We start from the raw sequence: 20,185 nt of genomic DNA on the forward strand, positions 1-20,185 counted from the left end.
CACCGCAGTCGTCATGGATCACTCGTAGCGCAGGGCGTGCGCCGGTTCGATCTGTGAAGCCCGATAGGCAGGGTAGATAGTCGCAAGGAAGCTCAGCACCAGCCCTGCCCCGCAGATCAGCATGACATCCCCACCCTGCAGCTCGGAGGGCAGATTGCTGATGAAATACACGTCCGAAGTGAAGATGTGCTGGCCGCTGATGCGCTCCACCCAGCCGACGATGGCGCTGACGTTGATTGCGGCGATTACGCCCAGCACACCCCCGATTACGGTGCCGGCCACGCCGATGACCGTACCCTGGACCATGAAGATCCCCATGATCTGCCTCGGCGTAGCGCCGATGGTACGCAGGATGGCGATATCCGCGCCTTTGTCGTTCACCACCATGATCAGGGTGGCAATGATGTTGAACGCCGCTACCGCAACGATCATCAGCAGCAGCAGGCCAATCATGGTCTTTTCCATTTTCATGGCACTGAACAGACTGCCCTGGGTATGGGTCCAGTCGTCGGCCTTGTAGGCTGTGCCGAGGTCCTTGACGATGGCGGCACTGACCTCGGGCGCCGTGTACAAATCCTTCAGCTTGAGCCGTACGCTTTGCACCTGCCCCGGCTGCCAACGCTGCATTTCCGCCGCATCTGCCGCGTTGATCAGACCCATGGAACCATCGAGTTCGGCGCCGACCTTGAACACGCCGACCACGCTGAGACGCTGCATGCGCGGGGTGATGCCACCCGGCGCAGTGCTGACTTCCGGAACGATAAGGGTGATCTTGTCGCCCACGTTCAAGCGGAAGCGCCTGGCGGTGATTTCACCGACGACGACGCCGAATTCACCTGGTTTGAGATCGTCCAGACGTCCCTGGACGATGTGGTCGGCAACGATCGACACCTCGCCCTCGCGGGCCGGATCGACACCGCTGATCTGGATCGGCTGCATCATGCCCTTGTACGAGAGCATGCCGTCGAGCTCGGTGAACGGCACGGCCGCCAGCACCTCGGGGTTTTTCATGGCGGCGGCAGCGACGGGACGCCAATCGTCCAGCGGCTTCACGCCCTGGATCATGGCGTGGGGCACCATGCCCAGGATGCGCGAGCTCATTTCGCGCTGGAAGCCGTTCATCACCGACAGCACCACGATCATCGCCAGCACGCCCAGAGCAAGGCCGATCATCGAGGTCATGGAGATGAACGAAATGAAGTTCTTGCGCCGCTTGGCGCGGGTGTAGCGCAAGCCGATGAAAATTGACAAGGGTCTGAACATGCAGAGGTAACCCGTTAGAAAAGAAAAAGCTAGATCGGCACCAGACGCCCGTCTTCCAGACGCAGTACGCGGTCCATCTGTCGGGCCAGGCTCAGATCATGGGTGACCACCAGAAACGCGGTGCGCAGCGAAACGCTGAGCTCGAGCATCAAGTCCTGAATGCCTTGCGCGGTGTGGTTGTCGAGGTTGCCTGTGGGCTCGTCGAGCATCACCAGCCCCGGCGTGTTTACCAAGGCCCGGGCAATGGCCACGCGCTGACGCTCACCGCCCGACAGTTCGGCCGGCTTGTGTTGCAGTCGATGGCCCAGGCCCACGCGCTCCAGCAATGCAGTGGCGCGCTGTTTCGCCTCGGGGATGGCGGTCTTGCCGATCAGCAGCGGCATGCAGACGTTTTCCAGCGCAGTGAATTCGGGCAACAGGTGGTGAAACTGATAGACGAAGCCCAGGGCACGATTGCGCAGCAGCCCGCGCGCCCGCTCGTTCAGCGCCGAAAGCTCTTCACCCGCCAACCACACGCTGCCGCGGCTGGGCGTATCGAGCCCGCCAAGCATGTTGAGCAAGGTGCTCTTGCCCGAACCGGAGCTGCCGACGATAGCCACGCGCTCACCGGCGTGCAGCTCCAGTTGCAGGTTGTCCAGCACGACCACGGATTCAGGGCCTTCCTCGTAGGATTTACCCAGGTTGCGACAACTCAGTACTGCTTGTTCACTCATGCCCGACTCACTCATAACGTAACGCCTCCGCCGGCTGGGTACGCGCAGCACGCCAGGCCGGATACAGGGTGGCGAGGAAACTCAGGACCAATGCCGCGCCGCAGACCATGAACACATCGTTGGCCATGAGCTGCGAAGGCAGGTAGTCGATGAAGTAGACATCGGCATTGAGAAACTTGTGGCCGATGGCTTTTTCCAGCAGGGCAATGGCAGCGCTGACGTTCAAGGCCGCCAGAATGCCGACCACGGCGCCGATCAAGGTGCCGACCACGCCGATCACCGTGCCCTGCACCATGAAAATGCGCATGATCTGCCCGGGCGTCGAGCCCAGGGTGCGCAGAATGGCGATATCGCCCTTCTTGTCGTTGACCACCATCACCAGCGTGGAAATGATGTTGAACGCGGCCACGGCCACGATCAGCAGCAACAGCAGGCCGATCATGGCTTTCTCCATGCCGATGGCCTGGTAGAGATTGCCGTGGGTACGGGTCCAGTCGCGCGCATAGTAGGTCTGGTCCCCCAACTGCTTGGCGATCTGCCAGGACACTCGCGGAGCCTGGAACAGATCTTCGAACTTCAAGCGCAGCCCCTGAACTTCGCCCGCTTTCCAGCGGTGAAGCTTGCCCAGGTCTTCGAGGTTGGCCAGGCCCAGGTAGCCGTCGAGCTCGCCGGCGCCGACGTGAAAGATGCCGGTCACGGTGAAGCGCTTCATGCGCGGGAACATGCCGGCCGGGGTGACCGTGACTTCAGGTGCGACGAAGGTGACCTTATCGCCCACACCCACACCCAGCTTGGTCGCGGCCTTGTCGCCGATCATCAGGCCGAACTCGCCGGCCTTGAGGTCATCGACCCTGCCCTGCTTGACGAAGGCGTCGATGATCGAGACGTTGTGTTCCTGCGCAGGATCGATGCCATTGAGCAGGATTTTCTGCACCTGGCCGGCGTGGGTCAGCAAACCCTGCATCTGGGTGAACGGCGCGACTGCCGCCACCTGCGGGTTCTGCCGAACCTGAGCCGCCAGTGCCGGCCAGTCGGCGATGGGCTGGCCGGATTCGACGGTGGCGTGGGGCACCATGCCCAGCACGCGGGTGCGCATCTCGTGATCGAAGCCGTTCATCACCGACAGCACCACGATCATCACGACCACGCCCAGGGCGAGGCCGATCATCGAGGTGAGGGAGATGAACGACACGAAATGATTGCGCCGCTTGGCACGGGTGTAACGCGCGCCAATGAAAACGAAAAGAGGTCTGAACATGTCGGGGCTTGTTCGGGTGAAAGAGGAGACGTCCTGCTGGCAGGGCGTGACGAGCAGCTTTACACTCGGACCATCGCCTCTACCCTGGGTTCGTCATGTCGACATCAGATGAAGAAGATCGCCGCGAATACTATCGCATCGATGACCGCATCGCACTGGAAATCACCATACTCCCGGCCAGCGAGACGGCGGGTGAAGACATGTTGCAGGATGCGTCGCCGCTGTTCGACCTGCTTGGCGAGATGCACCTGGCCGAGTTCGAAACCCAGCATCTGCTGCGCCAGCTCGGCGAAGCCGACCGTGCCGTGGAAGCCGTGCTCAAGGCCCAGAACAAGCGTATCGACCTGCTTGGCCAAGTGGTTGCGCAGACGCTTGTCGAGCGTATCGGCGAGGCCCGGCCAGTGGTGCTGTCCGAGGGCGGCCTGGCGTTCTTCCAGCAACAGCCGATGGAAGAAAATACGCGCCTGGCGTTGCGGATCGCGCTGATGCCCCAGGCGCTGGGGCTATCGCTCAAGGCAAGCGTCACCAACTGCATCGCAGTGGGTAACGACCAGTTCGAGATCGGCACCCAGTTCGTCGACATCAGCGATGCCCAGCGTCAGCTGCTCGCCCGTTACATTCTGCACAAGCAGCAGGTTCGACGACGTCAGGCGCGCGAGCGGCAAGACGCGACCACCGATTGATCCACTACTCTCATTCAAGGAGCGAACGTGACGCTTATCTATGGCCATCGCGGTGCCAAGGGCGAAGCCCCGGAAAACACTCTCGCAAGCTTCAAGCAATGCCTGGAACACGGTGTGCGCCGGTGCGAGCTGGATCTGCATCTGTCCAGGGACGGCGAGCTGATGGTCATCCATGACCCGACCCTCAAGCGCACCACTGGCCGTGGCGGCAAGGTCGTCGAGCACGACGCCCAGGCGCTGACCCGCTACGACGCGCGCAAGGGTGGGCCGGGATGGGTGTCGCCCTGCCCCATTCCACGCCTCGAGGAACTGTTCGAGCAATGCGCCTTCGAGCACTGGCAACTGGAAGTGAAGAGCGCATCGCGCACGCGCGCCGCCAGCACTGTGCTGGCAATCCGCGAACTGGCACAGCGCATGAATCTGCTGGACAAGATCACCATTACCTCCAGCTCACGGGAAGTGCTGCGCGCCGCTTTGGAGTTGACCCCGGACGTCGCCCGCGGTCTGGTGGCCGAATACGCCTGGCTGGACCCGATCAAGGTTGCCCAGGGCTACGGCTGCGAGATGCTCGCCTTGAACTGGACGCTGTGCACACCCGAGCGCCTGCTCAAGGCCCAGCGCCAGGGTCTGCATGTGTCGGTATGGACGGTCAACGAGCCTGCACTGATGCGCAGGCTCGCCGACTTCGGCGTGGACAGCCTGATTACAGACTTTCCCGGTTTGGCCAGCGCCACCCTCGAGAATCGCTGAAATCGGTCTCCCCGGCCGGCTCAGGCCACCGGCCGGAGCCGCTCAAAAAAGCCGGTTGAGGCCGTCGTAGGCTGCAACCCGATAGGCTTCGGCCATGGTCGGGTAGTTGAAGGTGGTGTTGACGAAGTACTTCAGGGTATTGAGTTCGCCGGGCTGGTTCATGATCGCCTGGCCGATGTGCACGATCTCCGAGGCCTGGTCGCCGAAGCAATGCACGCCCAGCACCTGCAGGGTTTCGCGATGGAAGAGGATCTTCAGCATGCCCACCGGCTCGCCGGAAATCTGCGCGCGGGCCATGCCCTTGAAGAATGCCTTGCCCACCTCGTATGGCACCTTGGCCTGGGTCAGTTCGTGCTCGTTCTTGCCGATCGAGCTGATCTCGGGAATGGTGTAGATCCCGGTCGGCACGTCGTTGACGAAGCGCCAGCTGCCGTTGTCGACCACACTGCCGGCTGCGGAGCGGCCCTGGTCGTGGGCAGCACTGGCCAGGCTCGGCCAGCCGATCACATCGCCTGCCCCATAGATCGTCGGCACCGAGGTGCGGTAGGCCTCGTCGACGCTGATCTGGCCCCGGCCATTGACTTTGATGCCAATGTTTTCCAGGCCCAGGCGATCGGTGTTGCCGGTACGGCCGTTGCACCAGAGCAAGGCATCGGCCTTGATCTTCTTGCCAGACTTGAGGTGCAGCACGACCCCGTTCTCGAGGCCTTCGACTTTCTCGTATTCCTCATTGTGCCTGACCATCACGTTGTTGTTGCTGAAGTGATAGCTCAAGCCCTGGGAAATTTCCGCGTCGAGGAAGCTGAGCAACTGCTCGCGGTTGTCGATCAGCTCGACCAGCACGCCCAGGCCGCTGAAAATCGACGCGTACTCGCAACCGATGACGCCGGCGCCGTAGATGATCAGTTTGCGTGGAGTATGGGTGATGCTCAGCACGGTATCGCTGTCGTAGATGCGCGAATGGCTGAAGTCGATGTCGGCGGGCCGGTAAGGCCGCGAACCGGTGGCAATGATGACGCTCTTGGCGATGAGTTTTTCTTGCGCACCATTGGCGCAGATCACTTCGACGGTTTGCTCGTCGGAGAAACTGCCGGTGCCGAAGAACACGTCGACGCGGTTGCGCGCGTAGTAGCTGGTGCGCGAGGCCACCTGTTTGGCGATCACCCGCTCGGCGCTCTTGAGCACGTCCGGGAACGAGAACCAGCGTGGCTCGCCAATGGCACGAAACATCGGGTTGGTGTTGAACTGGATGATCTGCTTGACCGAATGGCGCAGCGCCTTGGAAGGAATGGTACCCAGATGGGTGCAGTTGCCGCCGACCTGGCGCCGACTGTCGACCATGGCCACCTTGCGCCCGGCCTTGGCGGCGTTCATCGCCGCCCCTTCTCCGGCGGGGCCGGAACCCAGCACCACTACGTCGTAGTTGTAGACAGCCATGCGTACTCCTTCAAATCTGGCCGGGCGCCACGACGGCGCCAGCGGCTGGCGTGCCCTCATCAGGCATCGAAAAACTTGCGGTGCATTCTATAGCAAGCGCAGGCACCGCGAACATTTACCCTGGGTCGGCGCGTAGCCTATTTTCCGTGGCCGGCAACGTCAACGTTTGCCTGCGACATTTCGCCACCCTGGGCCGTCGAAAACCCCTGCGCGTTGCGCGACCAGACCTGTGGAATGAGAGGTACCTAGGCCCTGGCGACGGTAGAGGTCGCCAGGGCGCTGTCGTCGAGCAATTCGAGCATCGCCGCCAGGTTTGCCGAGCCCGCGCCTCGACGCCAGATCAGCCAAGTGTGCAGCCAGCGAAAATCTTCGGCCAGGGTCCAGACACTGACGTTGCTGCTGCCGGGCATGCTCTCCAGCATGCTGCGCGGCATCAAGGCCAGGCCGGCGCCGGCACTGACGCAGGCGAGCATGCCGTGATAGGACTCCATTTCGAAGATCTTGCCAGGCGCGGCGCCGTCGGCGACGAACCAGTTCTCGAAATGCCGCCGGTAGGAACAGTTGGCGCGAAAGGCATAAATGGTTTCGCCATTGACGTCCTGGGCTCGGGACACCGGCGCATGACTGCGCGCACTGACCAGAACCATTTCCTCGTCGTACACCACCCGGCCATCGAGCAATGGATGACGCAGCGGGCCGTCGACGAAAGCGGCGGCCAAGCGCCCGCCGAGCACGCTGTCGAGCATGTCGCCCGACGGCCCGGTGGAGAGGTCCAGCTCGACCTTGGGATAACGATGATGGTATGCCGCCAGCAACGGAGGAATGCGCACGGCCGCCGTGCTTTCCAGCGAGCCCAGTGCGAACGAGCCCTGCGGTTCGGTGCCGGAGACCGCCTGGCGCGCTTCCTCGACCAGATCGAGGATGCGGCGCGTGTAGTCAAGAAAACTCCAGCCATTGGGCGACAGGCGCAAGCGCAGCTTTTCGCGGATGAACAGGTCGACCCCCAGCTCGCTCTCCAGTTGTTTGATCCGCGTCGTGAGGTTGGAAGGCACTCGATGCACCCGCTGAGCGGCGGCGGCAATGCTGCCCTCTTCGGCCACCGCGCGAAACAGCTCCAGTTGGGTGAGGTCCATACATTCTCCAAACGAGATGGTTTCGATGATTATTATTCAGTTTTCATGATTTAACCATGCCCGTATTGTGGCTGACATATTCCTTCGACAGGTAAACGCCATGACGCATGCCATTTCCATGAATCCCGCCACCGGCGCCGAGCTGCGACGCTACCCCTTCGACAGCGAGGCGCAACTCGAGGACACCCTCGCCGGCAGTTTTGCCGCCTTCGAACAATGGCGCTACGTTGAGCTCGGTGAGCGCGCTGCAGCCATTGCACGCATGGCAGACGTGCTGCGCGAAATGAGTGAGCCGCTGGCGCAGATGATCACTCGGGAGATGGGCAAGCCCATCACCCAGGCGCGCGCCGAAGTCGAGAAATGCGCCGGACTGTGCCAGTGGTACGCCGAACACGGCCCGGCGATGCTCGCCGCCGAGGCCACCCAGGTGCCCGGCCAGAAAGCGCGCATCGAATACCGTCCGTTGGGCCCGGTGCTGGCGGTGATGCCGTGGAATTTCCCGCTTTGGCAGGTATTGCGCGGCGCCATTCCGGTGATCCTGGCCGGCAATGGCTATTTGCTCAAGCACGCGCCGAACGTGATGGGCAGCGCCACACTGCTGCGGGAGGCGTTCGACCAGGCGGGCCTGCCCCAAGGCCTGTTCGCTGTGCTCAACGTCGAGCCCGCTGGTGTATCGCGGGCCATTGCCGACCCGAGGGTAGCTGCCGTGACCGTGACTGGCAGCGTCGGTGCAGGCTCTGCAATTGCCGCACAAGCCGGCGCGGCGCTGAAGAAGTGCGTACTGGAACTGGGCGGCTGCGACCCGTTCATCGTTCTGGCCGATGCCGACCTGGACGAAGCGGTCAACGCTGCCCTGCTCGGCCGCTTCCAGAACACCGGCCAGGTCTGCGCCGCCGCCAAGCGCCTGATCGTCGAGTCGAGCATCCTGCCGGCCTTCACCGAACGCTTCGTGGCCGCAACGCGCGCCCTCAAGGTGGGCGACCCGCAGCTCGACGACACCTATATCGGCCCCATGGCTCGCTTCGATCTGCGCGACGAGCTGGATGGCCAGGTACAGGCTTCCATCGAGCAAGGCGCCCAGTTGCTGCTGGGCGGACACAAGCTGGTCGGCGACGGCAATTATTACGCGCCCACCGTGCTTGCCAACGTGCAGCCGGGCATGACCGCCTTCGATCAGGAGCTGTTCGGCCCCGTGGCCTCCATCGTCGAGGCGCGCGATGCGCACCACGCGCTGGCACTGGCCAACGACAGTGATTTCGGGCTGTCGGCAACGGTGTGGACCGGGGATGTGGAGATGATCGAATATTTCACCGAGCGCCTGGAAACCGGTGCGATCTTCATCAACGGCTACGGTGCCTCGGATGCCCGCGTGGGCTTCGGTGGCATCAAGAAAAGCGGCTTCGGACGCGAGCTGTCGCACTTCGGTTTGCGCGAGTTCTGCAACGCGCAGACCGTGTGGCTGGATCGCCGCTGAGCTGTTCAGGCAACGGGCTTGTGCGGCATAGTCATGCACCGCAGTGACTCTCCGCACCCCGAGGCCCCATGACCCGAACCGTCCTCCAGCAGTTTCCCGCGCAGCGTGACGACATCGGTGACCTGATCACCCGTCGCCCGCTGCCTGGCCCCGGCATCGAGCAGCTCGATCCGTTCCTGTTTCTCAATCACCACGGTCCGCAGACCTACCCTCCCAACAACCAGGGGCTGCCGTTCGGGCCGCATCCCCATCGTGGCTTCGAGACGGTCACGTTCATCCTCAAGGGCGAGCTGTCGCACCTGGACAGCGGCGGCCATGAAAGCATCATCGGTGCCGGCGGCGTGCAGTGGATGACGGCGGGTTCCGGGCTGGTGCATGCCGAGTTGTCGCCGCAGTCGTTCAAGCGCGAAGGCGGCCCGCTGGAGATCCTCCAGCTGTGGGTCAACCTGCCAGGGCGTTTGAAAATGACGCCTCCGGCCTATGTCGGCCTGCAAGGCGCGGACATCCCCACGATCACCGAGCCTCTGGCCGAGGTTCGCCTGATTTCCGGGGACTATGTTTCCCCTGGGCATGGCGCCAGGCGCGGACCGATCGAGTCCTTGACCGGCCTGTGCCTGATGACCGTACACGTGCAACCCGGCGCCCGACTCTCGCTGCCAGCACCTTTGGGCGAAAACGTCTTTCTATACGTGGTCGACGGCGAGGCCGAGATCGCCGGGACCCCGCTGCAATGCCATCACCTGGTCGAACTTGACGAGACGCACGACAGGGTAACGGTCGAAGCCACCGGCCCAGCCACGCTGCTCTATGGCCACGGCGCGCCACTGGGCGAACCAGTGGCCAGCTACGGTCCGTTCGTGATGAACACTCGCGAGGAAATCCAGCAGGCGTTTGCCGACTACCAGGCGGGTAAGTTCGGTCATATTGCAAGCTGAGCGCGCCGCGTTGCCTTGGGCCAATCGGCGCTGGTGACTGGAGCAAATCGTCAGAAACGAGCCATACTCTGCATGAAGTCGACCCGATAACCACAAGAACCGGACTCATTCATGCAAACCAGCCTCAGCCCGATCGATCGGCGCATCCTGCGCCTGCTCCAGCACGACGCGGACCTCTCGGCGGCCCAGGTCGCCGAACGTGTGGAGCTGTCCCAGTCACCGTGCTGGCGACGCATCCACCGCATGCAGGAAGAAGGGCTGATCGAACGCAAGGTTGCCCTGCTCAACCCGAAAAAACTTGGCCTGAGCATGACCATTTTCGTCAGCATCAAGCTGTCGGGGCACGGCAGACGGCACCTGACCGAATTCGAGGAAGCCATCATCGGCTACCCGCAGGTGCTCGAGTGCTACACGATGGCGGGCGGCATGGATTTCATGCTCAAGGTGGTGGCCAAGGACATTGCCAGTTACGAGCGGTTTTTACGCGACCATCTGCTGCAGAAGCCCCATGTGCAGGAAGCCTACTCGAATATCGCCATGAGCGAAGTCAAGCGCACCACCGAGCTGCCGCTGGAGTGAGGGATGGGCGCACAAGAAAAACAGGAAACCACAGACAAATCATTTGACATGCAAATGATAACGATTATTATTGAGCTCAACCGGTCGAGAGATCGGTTGGATAATCCGAAGGGCCTTAGGTCGGACCTTCAGATTATCTCCTCATCAGGCTAATCACGGTTTTTGACCCGGCTTTTTGCCGGGTCTTTTTTTTGGATCTTCAGGCTAATGAAGAGCGTTGCACGCCGTCGGTTTCTAACTTCACCGACTTGAAGGCGCCACTGCAAAGATGGCGCGCATGATATCAAAAGAACATCGGAAAACGGAAGTCCGAACTCGCTTTCTCTCTACAGATGACCAGGTTTCGCGCAAATGGAGGTGTCACCGATGACCCCGCTGCTCACGCCCTCGCATGATCTGTCAGACCTCATTCACGACCAGCCACACCCGGACCGTCTTCATCGACAATTGCTGGATCTGCCAAGGCGGACTCGACAAGTCCTGCTCTACAGCCGCCTCGACGAACTTCCCTACCTGGACATCGCCCAGCGCTTGCATACGACAGTCGGCGACGTCGAAGCCAGGATGCAGGCCGCGCTGCGTGCCTGCTGTACACCTCTCCTTGCTGGCCAGAACATGGCCATCCACTGGTACGTCAAGCTGCAAAGCCCATTGACCACCGCCAGCGAGCGCATCGACTTCCGCCGCTGGCTGGACAGCGACGGCGCTCATCTGTCCGCTTTCCATGCCACCGAGCTGCAATGGCGCCAGCTGCTCGCGCCAGCCACGCAGCTGGGCCACGACCGCTGGCACCACAAGGCACGCCAGGGGCTGGGGCTGCGCGGCTGGGTGACAGCAGGCCTGGCCATGGCGCTGGCGATGGAGCTCATCAGCCAGAGCCTCTGAGCCTACTGAAACAGACCGAGCTGGCCACCGATCAGCGTGTTGAAGTCGTCGTCGACGAACGGCAGGATCGCATCGGCAATGGGTTGCAGCTGCCGGGTCAGGTAATGGTCGTAGTCAATGGCTGAATCTCGTACTTCCAGAGGTTCGGGCCCCGCCACCGTCATGACGTAGCTGATCCAGCCGCCGCGCTGATACTGCAGGGGCCGCCCCGTAGAGCGGTTGTGTTCATCGGCGATGCGCGCCGCTCGAACGTGAGGCGGCACGTTACGCTGATAGTCGCGCAAGGGCCTGCGCAGTCGCTTGCGGTAGACCAGCAAGTCGTCCAGCTCACCCGCCACGGTTCGTTTCACGTAATCGCGGACGTACGCCTGATAGCCCTGATACTGGAAGATTCTCGAGTAAAGCGCCTTCTGGAACTCACGGGCCAGCGGCGACCAGTCGGTACGGACGCTTTCCAGCCCCTTGTAGACCATCTCGTCCTGACCGTCGGCGCGCCTGACCAATCCCGCGTAGCGCTTCTTGCTGCCCTCTTCCGCGCCACGAATGGTCGGCATCAGGAAACGCCGGAAATGGGTCTCGAACTGCAGTTCCAAAGCGCTGCTGAGTCCATATTCACGCTGAAGGTGCTGACCCCACCAAAGGTTGACCTCGGCCACCAGTTCCTTGCCGACGCGGCTGGCCTCGGCTTCGTCGTGGGCGCTGTTGAGCCAGACGAACGTTGAGTCGGTGTCGCCGTAGATCACCTGGTAACCGCGCGCCTCGATGAGCTCGCGGGTACGGCGCATGATCTCGTGGCCGCGCAGAGTGATCGACGACGCCAGGCGTGTGTCGAAAAAGCGACAGCCACTGGACCCCAGAACACCGTAGAACGCGTTCATGATGATCTTCAGCGCCTGCGACAGCGGCGCGTTGCCCTGCGCCTTGGCCGTCTCCCGCCCCTTCCAGACGCTGGCGACAATGGCGGGCAGGCAATGCCGCGTACGTGAAAAGCGCGCGCCGCGAAAGCCTGGAACCGAGTGTTGATCGTCTGGGTTGGCCAGACCTTCCGCCAGCCCTACCGGGTCGATCAGGAACGTGCGAATGATCGATGGATACAGGCTCTTGTAGTCCAGCACCAGCACCGACTCGTACAGGCCGGGCCGTGACTCCATGACGAAACCGCCTGGGCTGGCCTCGGGTGGGCGTTGGCCGATATTGGGCGCTACGAACCCCTGGCGATGCATCGCCGGCAGATACAGATGGGTGAAGGCGGCGATCGAGCCACCGCTGCGGTCCGCTGGCAAGCCGGTGACGCTGGCGCGTTCGAGCAGGAAGGTGAGCAGTTGCGTCTTGGCGAAGATCCGCGTGACCAGCACGCAATCCTTGATGTTGTAGCGCGCCAGGGCCGGTTTGTCCTCGGCGAACATGCGGTTTATTTCGTCCATGCGCTGGTACGGCGTGGAAATGTCCTTGCCCTCGCCCAACAGCGTCCGCGATACGTTTTCGAGACTGAACGAGGGAAAGGTCCAGGTCGCCGAACGCAGCGCTTCGACCCCGTCGATGATCAGCCGGCCCGGCGCGCCGGCGAAATAGTGGTCGCCGCCACTGCCGTGTTCGCGCCAGGTCATCTCTGCGCCACCGCGGCCCAGCAACAGGGGTACATTGAGGCGTCTGGCGTGTTCGTGCAGGACGCGCAAGTCGAACTGCACGACGTTCCAGCCGATGATCACGTCCGGGTCGTGTTCGGCGAACCAGGCATTCAGGCTTTGCAGCAGTTCCACCCGGCTCTGCCGGTAATGCAGGGCAAAATCCAGCGTGCGCGCATCGCCATTGGGCGGTCCCAACATGAACACATCACGTTGGCCACAGCCTTCGATGCCGATGCAGTACAACTCACCCTGGGCGGTGGTTTCTATGTCCAGCGACGCCAGCCGTAGCTGTGGACGGTAGGCCGATGCCGGCTTGAGCCTGGCCTCGTGGTATTGGCCATCGGCCCGCAAGTGGCCATCGAAGACCACGGCTGCCGTAATGAAGCGCTCCATCAGGTAGCGCTCCGGCGGACGAATGTCAGCCTCGTACACTGCTATGCCGGCTTGCCTGAGCATGGTTTCCAGACGTTGCAACTGGCCGTACTGCCGGCAATACAGGCCTGAGACAGGTTGCTGGTCGAAATCGCGCAGCGCCAGCGGTTTGAGCTCCACACCGGCCTCGCCTTCGAGCAGACGCCGCGCGTGTTCCTGCTGCAGTGTGGGCAGGAAGGCGACCGAAGGCTGGAGCGGCAGACGTACCAGCCGCGGCCCGGCATCGGTCGCCAGCCACAGTTCGACCTGGGTGCCTTCGGCGGTGTCGCGCCAATGTCGCGTCAGGATGAAACCCTGTTGTGGGGTCACGGCGGCGGGCCTTTAACGAGGAAATTAGGCGCGGCGACTGCAGGCCGAGCTCATATGAGGCAACATCATAAACTGTACATCCATACACATAAAGCTTGCCTGTCTTGATACGTCTGGCATGCTACGGCTCTGCACGGCTTCTTCATCAAGGTACCTATGCGGCTGTTTCTCTGCGAAAAACCTTCCCAGGCAAAAGACATCGCCAAGGTGCTGGGCGCCACGCGCCGCGGTGATGGCTGCTGGATCGGCAATGCCGTCACGGTGACCTGGTGCATCGGGCACCTGCTGGAAACCGCGCCGCCCGACGCCTACGACGCGCGCTACAAGCGCTGGGTGCTGGCCGATCTGCCGATCATTCCGCAGCAATGGAAAATGCAGGTGAAACGCAAGACGGCCAGCCAGTTCAAGGCGGTCAAACGCTTGTTGAGTGAAGCCCAGGCGCTGGTGATCGCAACGGACGCCGACCGCGAAGGCGAAATGATCGCCCGCGAGCTCGTCGATCACTGTCGCTACCGCGGTCCGGTGCAGCGGCTGTGGCTGTCGGCCCTGGACGACGCCTCGATTCGCAAGGCGCTGGCGGCTCTCAAGCCGGGCGCCGAGACGTTCTCCCTGTATCACAGCGCCCTGGGGCGCTCGCGGGCCGACTGGTTGATCGGCATGAACATGAGCCGGCTGTTCACCCTGCTCGGCCGTCAGGCGGGGTACCAAGGCGTGTTGCCCGTGGGGCGGGTACAAACCCCGACCCTGCGCCTGGTGGTGGACCGCGACCGAAGCATCGTCGATTTCGTCCCCGCCGCCTATTGGGCCATCGATGTGCAACTGCTCGGCGAACAGACCGAGTTCACGGCGCAGTGGATACCGCCTGCAGACAGTTGCGACGATCAAGGACGCTGCCTCAACCAGGCGCTGGCGCAGCAGGCCGCTGCAGCGCTCAGCCAGGCAAGCCACGCAACGCTGCGCAAACTGCGTACCGAGCGCGTCAAGGAGGCCGCCCCCCTGCCCTTCGACCTGGGCACCTTGCAGGAGGTCTGCTCGAAGAAGCTCGGGCTGGGGGCACAGGAAACCCTGGACGTGGCGCAGGCACTGTATGAAACCCACAAGGTCATCACCTATCCACGCAGCGACTGCGGCTACCTGCCGGTCAGCCAGCACGGTGATGCCAGAGCGATCATTGCAGCCCTGGGCCGCGCCGACCCAGGGCTGGCAGTGTTGCTCCCCCACCTCGATGCGCAGCGGCGCTCACGCGCCTGGAACGACGCCAAGGTCGGCGCCCACCACGGCATCATTCCCACCGCGGTCGCCGCAACGCCCGACAAACTGCAGGGCAAGTACCGCGCGGTGTATACCCTGATCCGCGCCCGCTACCTGGCGCAGTTTCTGCCCAATCACGAATACGACCGCACCCAGGCCGACTTCGACTGCAGCGGTCAGGCGTTGCGCGCGGTCGGCAAGCAGGTGGTCGAACCCGGCTGGAAGCGCGCCATACCGCAGGCGCTCGGCGCTGCCAAGGGTCGCGAAGCGCCGGCTCCGCAGCCATTGCCGCGGCTGATCGAGGGCCAGCGCTGCGTGGCACGCGACGTGAAGCTCAAGGACCTGTGGACCCAACCCCCGAAACCCTTCACGGAAGGTGATTTGATCAAGGCGATGAAAAACGTCGCCAAGCTGGTCGAAGACCCGCGCCTGAAGCAGAAACTCAAGGACACCACCGGGATCGGCACCGAGGCCACCCGCGCCGGCATCATCCAGGGCCTGCTGGATCGCGGCTACCTGACCAAGCAGGGCAAGGCACTGGCGGCGGCACCCGCCGCCTTCAGTCTGATCGACGCGGTACCTCGAGCCATCGCCGACCCGGGCACCACTGCCATCTGGGAGCAAGCGCTGGACATGGTGCAGAGCGGTGAGATGTCGCTGGAAACCTTCGTCGCCAAACAATCGGCCTGGATGAGCAAGCTGGTGGAGCGTTGCGCCGGGTTGCGCATGGTCATCAGCGGTCCTGCGCCAAAAGGCGCGACGCCGTGGAAAAACAAGCGCAAGCGCAAGTCTTCAAAGGCAGCCTGACCTGCAATCCGTCGCCTTAAGCCTGAAGGTGCACGGCTTGCTTTGTGAAACGGCGCAACTAACGGTACGCTGCGCCGATCATTTCCTGCCAGGCACTACCCTTGATTGCGCTGCATGACATCGCTGTAACCAGCGACATCGACTCCTCCATCAGCTGTGACCGCTGCGCCGCCAAGTGCTGTCGCCTGGAAGTCATGCTGATCACCGACACCGGCGTACCGGAGCGCTTCATTGAAGTGGACGAATGGGGTTCGGAAACCATGTCGCGCCTGGACGATGGATGGTGTGCCGCATTGGACCGACGCTCCATGAGCTGCAGTATCTACCTGAATCGCCCGTTGATCTGTCGCGAGTTCGACATGGGCGGGCCGGACTGCCAAGAAGAGCGCATGCGCCCTTAAGCAGCCCGGTTCCGGGTCATATCACCTTGACCGCACGACCGATGAACTGGATGGGGCCGGTTGGCTTGCCGGTCGTCGAGCCTGACTTGGGCTCCAGGGTCAGCTCGAACAACTGGTTGTTCTCCAGCGGCGGAAGCTTGTCCAGGGCTACGTGTACGCTCTGCCCCGGTTCCACCAGACCCAGCGAGACAGGACCTTGCCAGCTGTCGGCCTTGGTCCAGAACTGCAGGGCGCGGTCCGCCGGCACCGCCGTATCGTTCAACGGAATCAGCTGGACCTCCCTCGAGTCGCTGGCCTGCACCACCCAACCTGGCGCCTTGTCCTGAGGCGCGATGAGCACGACGACATAGGCTGGACCCGGCACCGGCGCGCGAACGTTGAACAACAACGCGCCCAGCACCAGCGTTGCCGCCAGCCCGGCGCCCGCCAACCCGCGCCAGACACCCAGGCGATTCCACCAGATCGGGATGGGCTGCGCGCCTGCGCTGTCGAGGCTGCGCTGGATCCGTGGCCACAGCGTCGCCGGCGTCTGCACAGGCGTGACGCGTTGAGCCAGGGGCAACAGGCGCGCTTCCCATGCATCAACCGCCGCGCGCAGTTCCAGGTCAGTGGGCAATCGCCGTTCGACTTCTGCCCGCCGCTCTGCATCGAGCGTTCCCAGCACATACTCGCTGGCCAGTTCTTCAGTATTCATGGGCTCTACCGTCTCGCTTCGTTCGCTCATCCCATGCACTCACGCAGTGATGCCAGGCTGCGCTTGATCCACGCCTTGACCGTGCCCAGCGGCGTTTCCAGCCGCTGGGCGATCTCGGCATGGGTGTAGCCATCCAGATAAGCGTGGTACAGGCACTGGCGTCGCTGCGGCTCCAGTTGCTCCAGGCACCCGTCGATTCGCGCACTGCCCAGTGCCGCATCTGCGGCTTCGTCGGTGAACAACGACTGCAGATCGTCCTCGTTCAGCCCGCGCAACCGCGCGTTGCTGCGAATGTGGTTGAGCGCAAGGTGCCGGGTGATGGTGAACATCCACCCCCGCGCCGAACCTCGCTGCGCGTCGAAACTGGCGGCTTGCGTCCAGATCCGCAGGAACGCATCGTGGACGATATCTTCGGCCAACGCTCGATCGCCGACAATGCGCAGAGCCACGGCCAACAGGCGCCCGCCTTCGCGCTGATACAAGCCGTGCAGTGCCTGGCGATCGCCACGGGCACAGTTCTGCAGGGCAACTTCGTAATCGAATGGATTTTCCGGCAAGGACAAGAAAGACCGCCATGGCAAGTGGGAGAATGAAGCTCGCTCGGCAGTGTAGACCAGGCGCGCGGACTTGCCGTTCCGCGCGCCGTGTCTATACGACTTTTACTTGGCGGACCAGAAAATGTAGTCGGCCCGGTATTTGACGATTTCTTTCTGACCCTTCTGCGCGGTGGTACACGCGCTGGTCGGGGCAACGCCGCCCTTGAGTGCGGTGCGCTGGATATAGGTCACGCCCTGCATGGCGCCCTTGCCTTCGACCGGATTGGCTTTGACCAACTGGTAAGGCAGATTGCCGTCGCCGGCCGGTGCGACAGCAACCTGAGTGCCGGTCACCTTGGAGCCGTCTGCCGACTGCCAGGTGGCGGGCGGGCCGAAATAGGTGCCTACTTGCTTGCCGGAGCGATCATTGAGAACGGCCTTGGGACCAACGAACGTCCACTCTGTCTGGCCAGCGGCATTGGCCTTGTCACGGCATTCATAAGTGATTTCGCCCATGCCGACGGTTTCCATCGCGACCTTGTTGCCAGCCGGAACCTGAACCGGAGCAGGCAGATCCATCTGCGCGTGGGCAGTGGTGGCCAGGGCGAAGGTGGCGGCAAAGAGGACGTTGGCCAGGCAGAAACGGTGTGTGCTGTTCATGTCGTAAGCTCCATAAGAGTGATCGAACCGGCAGCGCCTTGTGTAGCTGCTGTAGGTACTACTCATCAGCGGGGCATTTGGATGCAGTTAAAAAAAGATTTTTCCTACAACGCCCATTCATATGCAGCGCAACCCCTGTCGCTTATTCGGGTCCATGCTTAAGCCCGCAGCAATTTCCAGAGAGACCTATGCCTTCCAACACCGCCACCAACGACAGCTGGCCACAGCGTTTTCGCGACAAACCCTGGTTATGGACCCTCACCGGCCTGCTTCTGGCCGTCAGTGCGGTGGTGGTGGTATGGAGCATCGTCAATGCCCTGCTGCACGCCGACCGTCAACATGCCTGGTATGCACTGCTGGGCGGCACCGGTGGCTTTGCAGCGACTGCGCTGGGCGCATTGATCGCCCTGGCACTCAGGGAAATATCCTCCAAAGTACAGGATGTGATGCTCGGCTTTGCTGGCGGCATGATGCTGGCAGCGAGCACCTTCTCGCTGTTGCTGCCAGGCCTGGCAGCCGCCAATACCCACACCGACAGCTCTGCGGTCGCCGCCTTGGTGGTGATCCTCGGCCTGGGGCTTGGCGTGGGCTTGATGCTGGCACTGGACAAGGTCATTCCCCACGAACATGAAAACGCCGGCAGGCACGGCCCCAATTCCGAACGAATCCACCGGGTGTGGCTGTTCGTGTTGGCCATCACTCTGCACAACCTGCCTGAAGGCATGGCCATCGGTGTCAGCCTGTCCGACGGCAACCTTGCAGTCGGCATTCCGCTGACCAGCGCGATTCTGTTGCAGGACATTCCCGAAGGCCTGGCGGTGGCCATGTCATTGCGGGCGACGGGACTCAGCGCGGGCAAGGCTGCCTTGGTGGCGATGGGCTCCGGTCTGATGGAACCGCTGGGCGCGATGGTTGGCCTCGGACTGTCGAGCGGCTTCGCGCTGTCCTACCCGATCAGCATGGGACTGGCTGCAGGCGCCATGATTTTCGTGGTGTCTCACGAAGTGATTCCTGAGACCCACCGCAATGGTCACCAGACACCGGCAACGCTGGGCCTGATGCTGGGGTTTGCGGTCATGATGTTCATGGATACCGCATTAGGTTGACGACTGGCTACCCTGGACCAGCTTTCGCGCTATCTGGGGCAGAACCTGCTCGCACGGCTGCGTGACCTTGATGCTGAGCAGTCCATCGGCGCGGGTGCGGCCCATGTTGATCGCCAGCAGCCGTTTGCCTTGACGAGACATCTCCTGACACAGGCGAAAGCTCGAATAGGCCATCAGTGATGTGCCGACGATCAGCATGCCAGGCGCCGCTTCCACTGCCTTCCACGCGGCCCGAGCCTGCTCCGGTTCGACGCCTCCGCCAAAGAACACCACGTCAGGCTTGAGCAGATCGCTGCCACAGCAAGGACAATGGGGCATGCGGAATGCCTCGAGAAAGCGCGCTGCCAGTTGTGCATCACCATCAGGCGCGAGTACCGCATGCACATCCTGCAGGTAAGGATTCTGCTCTTCGAGCAGCAACTGCACGTCGTCGCGCCGCAGTCGCATGCCGCAATCCAGACAGACCACTCGGTGCAGGTTGCCATGGAGTTCGACCACGTTGCGGCTGCCAGCCACATCGTGCAGCCCGTCGACATTTTGGGTGATCACCCCGCTGATCAGGCCCTGCCCCTGCAGTGCTGCCAGCGCCTGGTGGGCCGGGTTGGGCGTGGCCTGGTGCACACCACGCCAGCCCACCATCGCCCGGGCCCAGTAGCGCTTGCGCGTGGCGGGGCTGGCGATGAAATCCTGATGCATGATCGGTGCGCTGCCCCGCCTGACCCCATCGCTATCGCGATAATCGGGAATGCCGGACGCGGTACTGATGCCTGCCCCGGTCAGTACCAGATAAGGCGCCTGCGCCATCTGCTGGTAAAGGTCATCGGCGAGTTCGACCATGGCTGCAATTACCTCGAGTTAGCGGGAGGCCACACGGCCGAGCAAAAGCGCAGGTTCAGGATTGCGAGGGGGTAGCCTGGTCCATCAGCTCGTCAACCGCCTTGGCGCACTGGACGCGATAGTCGGCAGGCAGCAGGCACAACTGCGGGCTGCCCAGCAGCCTGAGTTTCGCCGCTTCGGCAACCGCTTGCATGTCGACCCCTCGCAACGAAAATTCCTCGAGCAACGCCTGCATCGCATGGTGACGCTGATCCGGGCTGGACGTTGAAATCGACATATTTTTTTCCACGATAAAGTGCCTGTGTGAAATGCACTGCTTGAAATGACAATGACTGCCGGGGCCGGCGAAATACTTCGCTGTGGCGATGGACGGTCGCCGGACATTGAACGGTTCGGCGCTGGCAATCACGCGCA

At 62.6% G+C, this 20,185-nt stretch carries 20 protein-coding genes; 9 read left to right on the forward strand and 11 right to left on the reverse strand.

What is annotated here, in order from left to right; translation table 11 throughout:
- Positions 1-18 precede the first annotated feature (18 nt).
- The 3 genes from IFT44_RS03890 to IFT44_RS03900 are packed head-to-tail and all read right to left on the reverse strand — an operon-like array spanning position 19 to position 3,234.
- Positions 19-1,263 carry a lipoprotein-releasing ABC transporter permease subunit gene (locus IFT44_RS03890; RefSeq protein WP_192175438.1) on the reverse strand — a complete coding sequence of 415 codons (1,245 nt, stop codon included), beginning with the start codon at positions 1,261-1,263 and terminating at the stop codon, positions 19-21.
- 29 nt (positions 1,264-1,292) lie between these two features.
- Complete coding sequence (gene lolD, locus IFT44_RS03895; RefSeq protein WP_192049034.1) at positions 1,293-1,976, reverse strand: lipoprotein-releasing ABC transporter ATP-binding protein LolD; 684 nt, start codon at positions 1,974-1,976, stop codon at positions 1,293-1,295.
- Positions 1,977-1,983: 7 nt separating this feature from the next.
- Positions 1,984-3,234: a lipoprotein-releasing ABC transporter permease subunit gene (locus IFT44_RS03900; RefSeq protein WP_122477464.1), complete on the reverse strand. Its 1,251-nt coding sequence runs from the start codon at positions 3,232-3,234 to the stop codon at positions 1,984-1,986.
- Between the two features lie 95 nt (positions 3,235-3,329).
- Between IFT44_RS03900 and IFT44_RS03905 the strand changes: the two genes are divergently transcribed.
- Together IFT44_RS03905 and IFT44_RS03910 are read left to right on the forward strand one after the other, a co-directional pair.
- A complete protein-coding gene (locus IFT44_RS03905) occupies positions 3,330-3,917 on the forward strand; it encodes a PilZ domain-containing protein (RefSeq protein ID WP_192055508.1) in 588 nt (195 codons plus the stop codon).
- Between the two features lie 27 nt (positions 3,918-3,944).
- Positions 3,945-4,667, forward strand: coding sequence for a glycerophosphodiester phosphodiesterase family protein (locus IFT44_RS03910; protein WP_122477461.1), 723 nt, complete (start codon positions 3,945-3,947; stop codon positions 4,665-4,667).
- 42 nt (positions 4,668-4,709) lie between these two features.
- Here the strand turns inward: IFT44_RS03910 and sthA are convergent, their stop codons facing one another.
- Both sthA and ptrR read right to left on the reverse strand, forming a co-directional pair.
- Positions 4,710-6,104: a Si-specific NAD(P)(+) transhydrogenase gene (gene sthA, locus IFT44_RS03915; RefSeq protein ID WP_049859964.1), complete on the reverse strand. Its 1,395-nt coding sequence runs from the start codon at positions 6,102-6,104 to the stop codon at positions 4,710-4,712.
- 245 nt (positions 6,105-6,349) lie between these two features.
- Positions 6,350-7,237, reverse strand: coding sequence for a putrescine utilization regulator PtrR (ptrR, locus tag IFT44_RS03920; RefSeq protein ID WP_192175439.1), 888 nt, complete (start codon positions 7,235-7,237; stop codon positions 6,350-6,352).
- A gap of 100 nt (positions 7,238-7,337) precedes the next feature.
- On the opposite strand from ptrR, the gene IFT44_RS03925 reads away from it, so the two are divergent.
- From IFT44_RS03925 to IFT44_RS03940, 4 genes are all read left to right on the forward strand, one after another.
- On the forward strand, positions 7,338-8,711 hold the full coding sequence (locus IFT44_RS03925) for an aldehyde dehydrogenase family protein (protein WP_192175440.1): 1,374 nt from the start codon (positions 7,338-7,340) through the stop codon (positions 8,709-8,711).
- 68 nt (positions 8,712-8,779) lie between these two features.
- Positions 8,780-9,646, forward strand: coding sequence for a pirin family protein (locus IFT44_RS03930; protein WP_192175441.1), 867 nt, complete (start codon positions 8,780-8,782; stop codon positions 9,644-9,646).
- A 111-nt stretch (positions 9,647-9,757) separates the two neighbouring features.
- Complete coding sequence (locus IFT44_RS03935; RefSeq protein WP_122477453.1) at positions 9,758-10,225, forward strand: Lrp/AsnC family transcriptional regulator; 468 nt, start codon at positions 9,758-9,760, stop codon at positions 10,223-10,225.
- A gap of 366 nt (positions 10,226-10,591) precedes the next feature.
- On the forward strand, positions 10,592-11,110 hold the full coding sequence (locus tag IFT44_RS03940) for a sigma factor-like helix-turn-helix DNA-binding protein (protein ID WP_192137399.1): 519 nt from the start codon (positions 10,592-10,594) through the stop codon (positions 11,108-11,110).
- A 2-nt stretch (positions 11,111-11,112) separates the two neighbouring features.
- On the opposite strand, the gene IFT44_RS03945 is transcribed toward IFT44_RS03940, so the two are convergent.
- Positions 11,113-13,479, reverse strand: a complete 2,367-nt coding sequence (locus tag IFT44_RS03945; protein ID WP_192175442.1) for a DNA polymerase II — start codon at positions 13,477-13,479, stop codon at positions 11,113-11,115.
- A 156-nt stretch (positions 13,480-13,635) separates the two neighbouring features.
- On the opposite strand from IFT44_RS03945, the gene IFT44_RS03950 reads away from it, so the two are divergent.
- Both IFT44_RS03950 and IFT44_RS03955 read left to right on the forward strand, forming a co-directional pair.
- Positions 13,636-15,537 carry a DNA topoisomerase III gene (locus IFT44_RS03950; protein WP_192175443.1) on the forward strand — a complete coding sequence of 634 codons (1,902 nt, stop codon included), beginning with the start codon at positions 13,636-13,638 and terminating at the stop codon, positions 15,535-15,537.
- Positions 15,538-15,647: 110 nt separating this feature from the next.
- Positions 15,648-15,938: a YkgJ family cysteine cluster protein gene (locus IFT44_RS03955; protein ID WP_185794146.1), complete on the forward strand. Its 291-nt coding sequence runs from the start codon at positions 15,648-15,650 to the stop codon at positions 15,936-15,938.
- A gap of 16 nt (positions 15,939-15,954) precedes the next feature.
- Here IFT44_RS03955 and IFT44_RS03960 read toward each other — a convergent pair whose 3' ends face one another.
- The 3 genes from IFT44_RS03960 to IFT44_RS03970 all read right to left on the reverse strand — a co-directional run bounded on the left by IFT44_RS03960 (position 15,955) and on the right by IFT44_RS03970 (position 17,828).
- Positions 15,955-16,632: an anti-sigma factor gene (locus IFT44_RS03960; RefSeq protein WP_192175444.1), complete on the reverse strand. Its 678-nt coding sequence runs from the start codon at positions 16,630-16,632 to the stop codon at positions 15,955-15,957.
- A 26-nt stretch (positions 16,633-16,658) separates the two neighbouring features.
- Positions 16,659-17,195: a sigma-70 family RNA polymerase sigma factor gene (locus IFT44_RS03965; protein ID WP_192103313.1), complete on the reverse strand. Its 537-nt coding sequence runs from the start codon at positions 17,193-17,195 to the stop codon at positions 16,659-16,661.
- Between the two features lie 96 nt (positions 17,196-17,291).
- Positions 17,292-17,828, reverse strand: coding sequence for a DUF3455 domain-containing protein (locus tag IFT44_RS03970; RefSeq protein ID WP_192175445.1), 537 nt, complete (start codon positions 17,826-17,828; stop codon positions 17,292-17,294).
- 188 nt (positions 17,829-18,016) lie between these two features.
- Between IFT44_RS03970 and IFT44_RS03975 the strand changes: the two genes are divergently transcribed.
- Positions 18,017-18,934 (forward strand): ZIP family metal transporter, encoded by a 918-nt coding sequence (locus tag IFT44_RS03975; protein ID WP_185793125.1) that lies wholly within the window; start codon positions 18,017-18,019, stop codon positions 18,932-18,934.
- Here IFT44_RS03975 and IFT44_RS03980 read toward each other — a convergent pair.
- Together IFT44_RS03980 and IFT44_RS03985 are read right to left on the reverse strand one after the other, a co-directional pair.
- The gene (locus tag IFT44_RS03980) at positions 18,926-19,771 is read right to left on the reverse strand and encodes an NAD-dependent protein deacetylase (protein WP_192175446.1); all 846 of its coding nucleotides are present in this window, start codon (positions 19,769-19,771) and stop codon (positions 18,926-18,928) included. The two genes, IFT44_RS03975 and IFT44_RS03980, sit on opposite strands and share 9 nt — an antisense overlap.
- Before the next feature lie 55 nt (positions 19,772-19,826).
- Positions 19,827-20,048: a hypothetical protein gene (locus IFT44_RS03985; RefSeq protein ID WP_122477437.1), complete on the reverse strand. Its 222-nt coding sequence runs from the start codon at positions 20,046-20,048 to the stop codon at positions 19,827-19,829.
- Positions 20,049-20,185 lie beyond the last annotated feature (137 nt).

The sequence above is a fragment of the Pseudomonas sp. CFBP 13710 genome (assembly GCF_014842235.1).
Taxonomy (GTDB): domain Bacteria; phylum Pseudomonadota; class Gammaproteobacteria; order Pseudomonadales; family Pseudomonadaceae; genus Aquipseudomonas; species Aquipseudomonas baltica.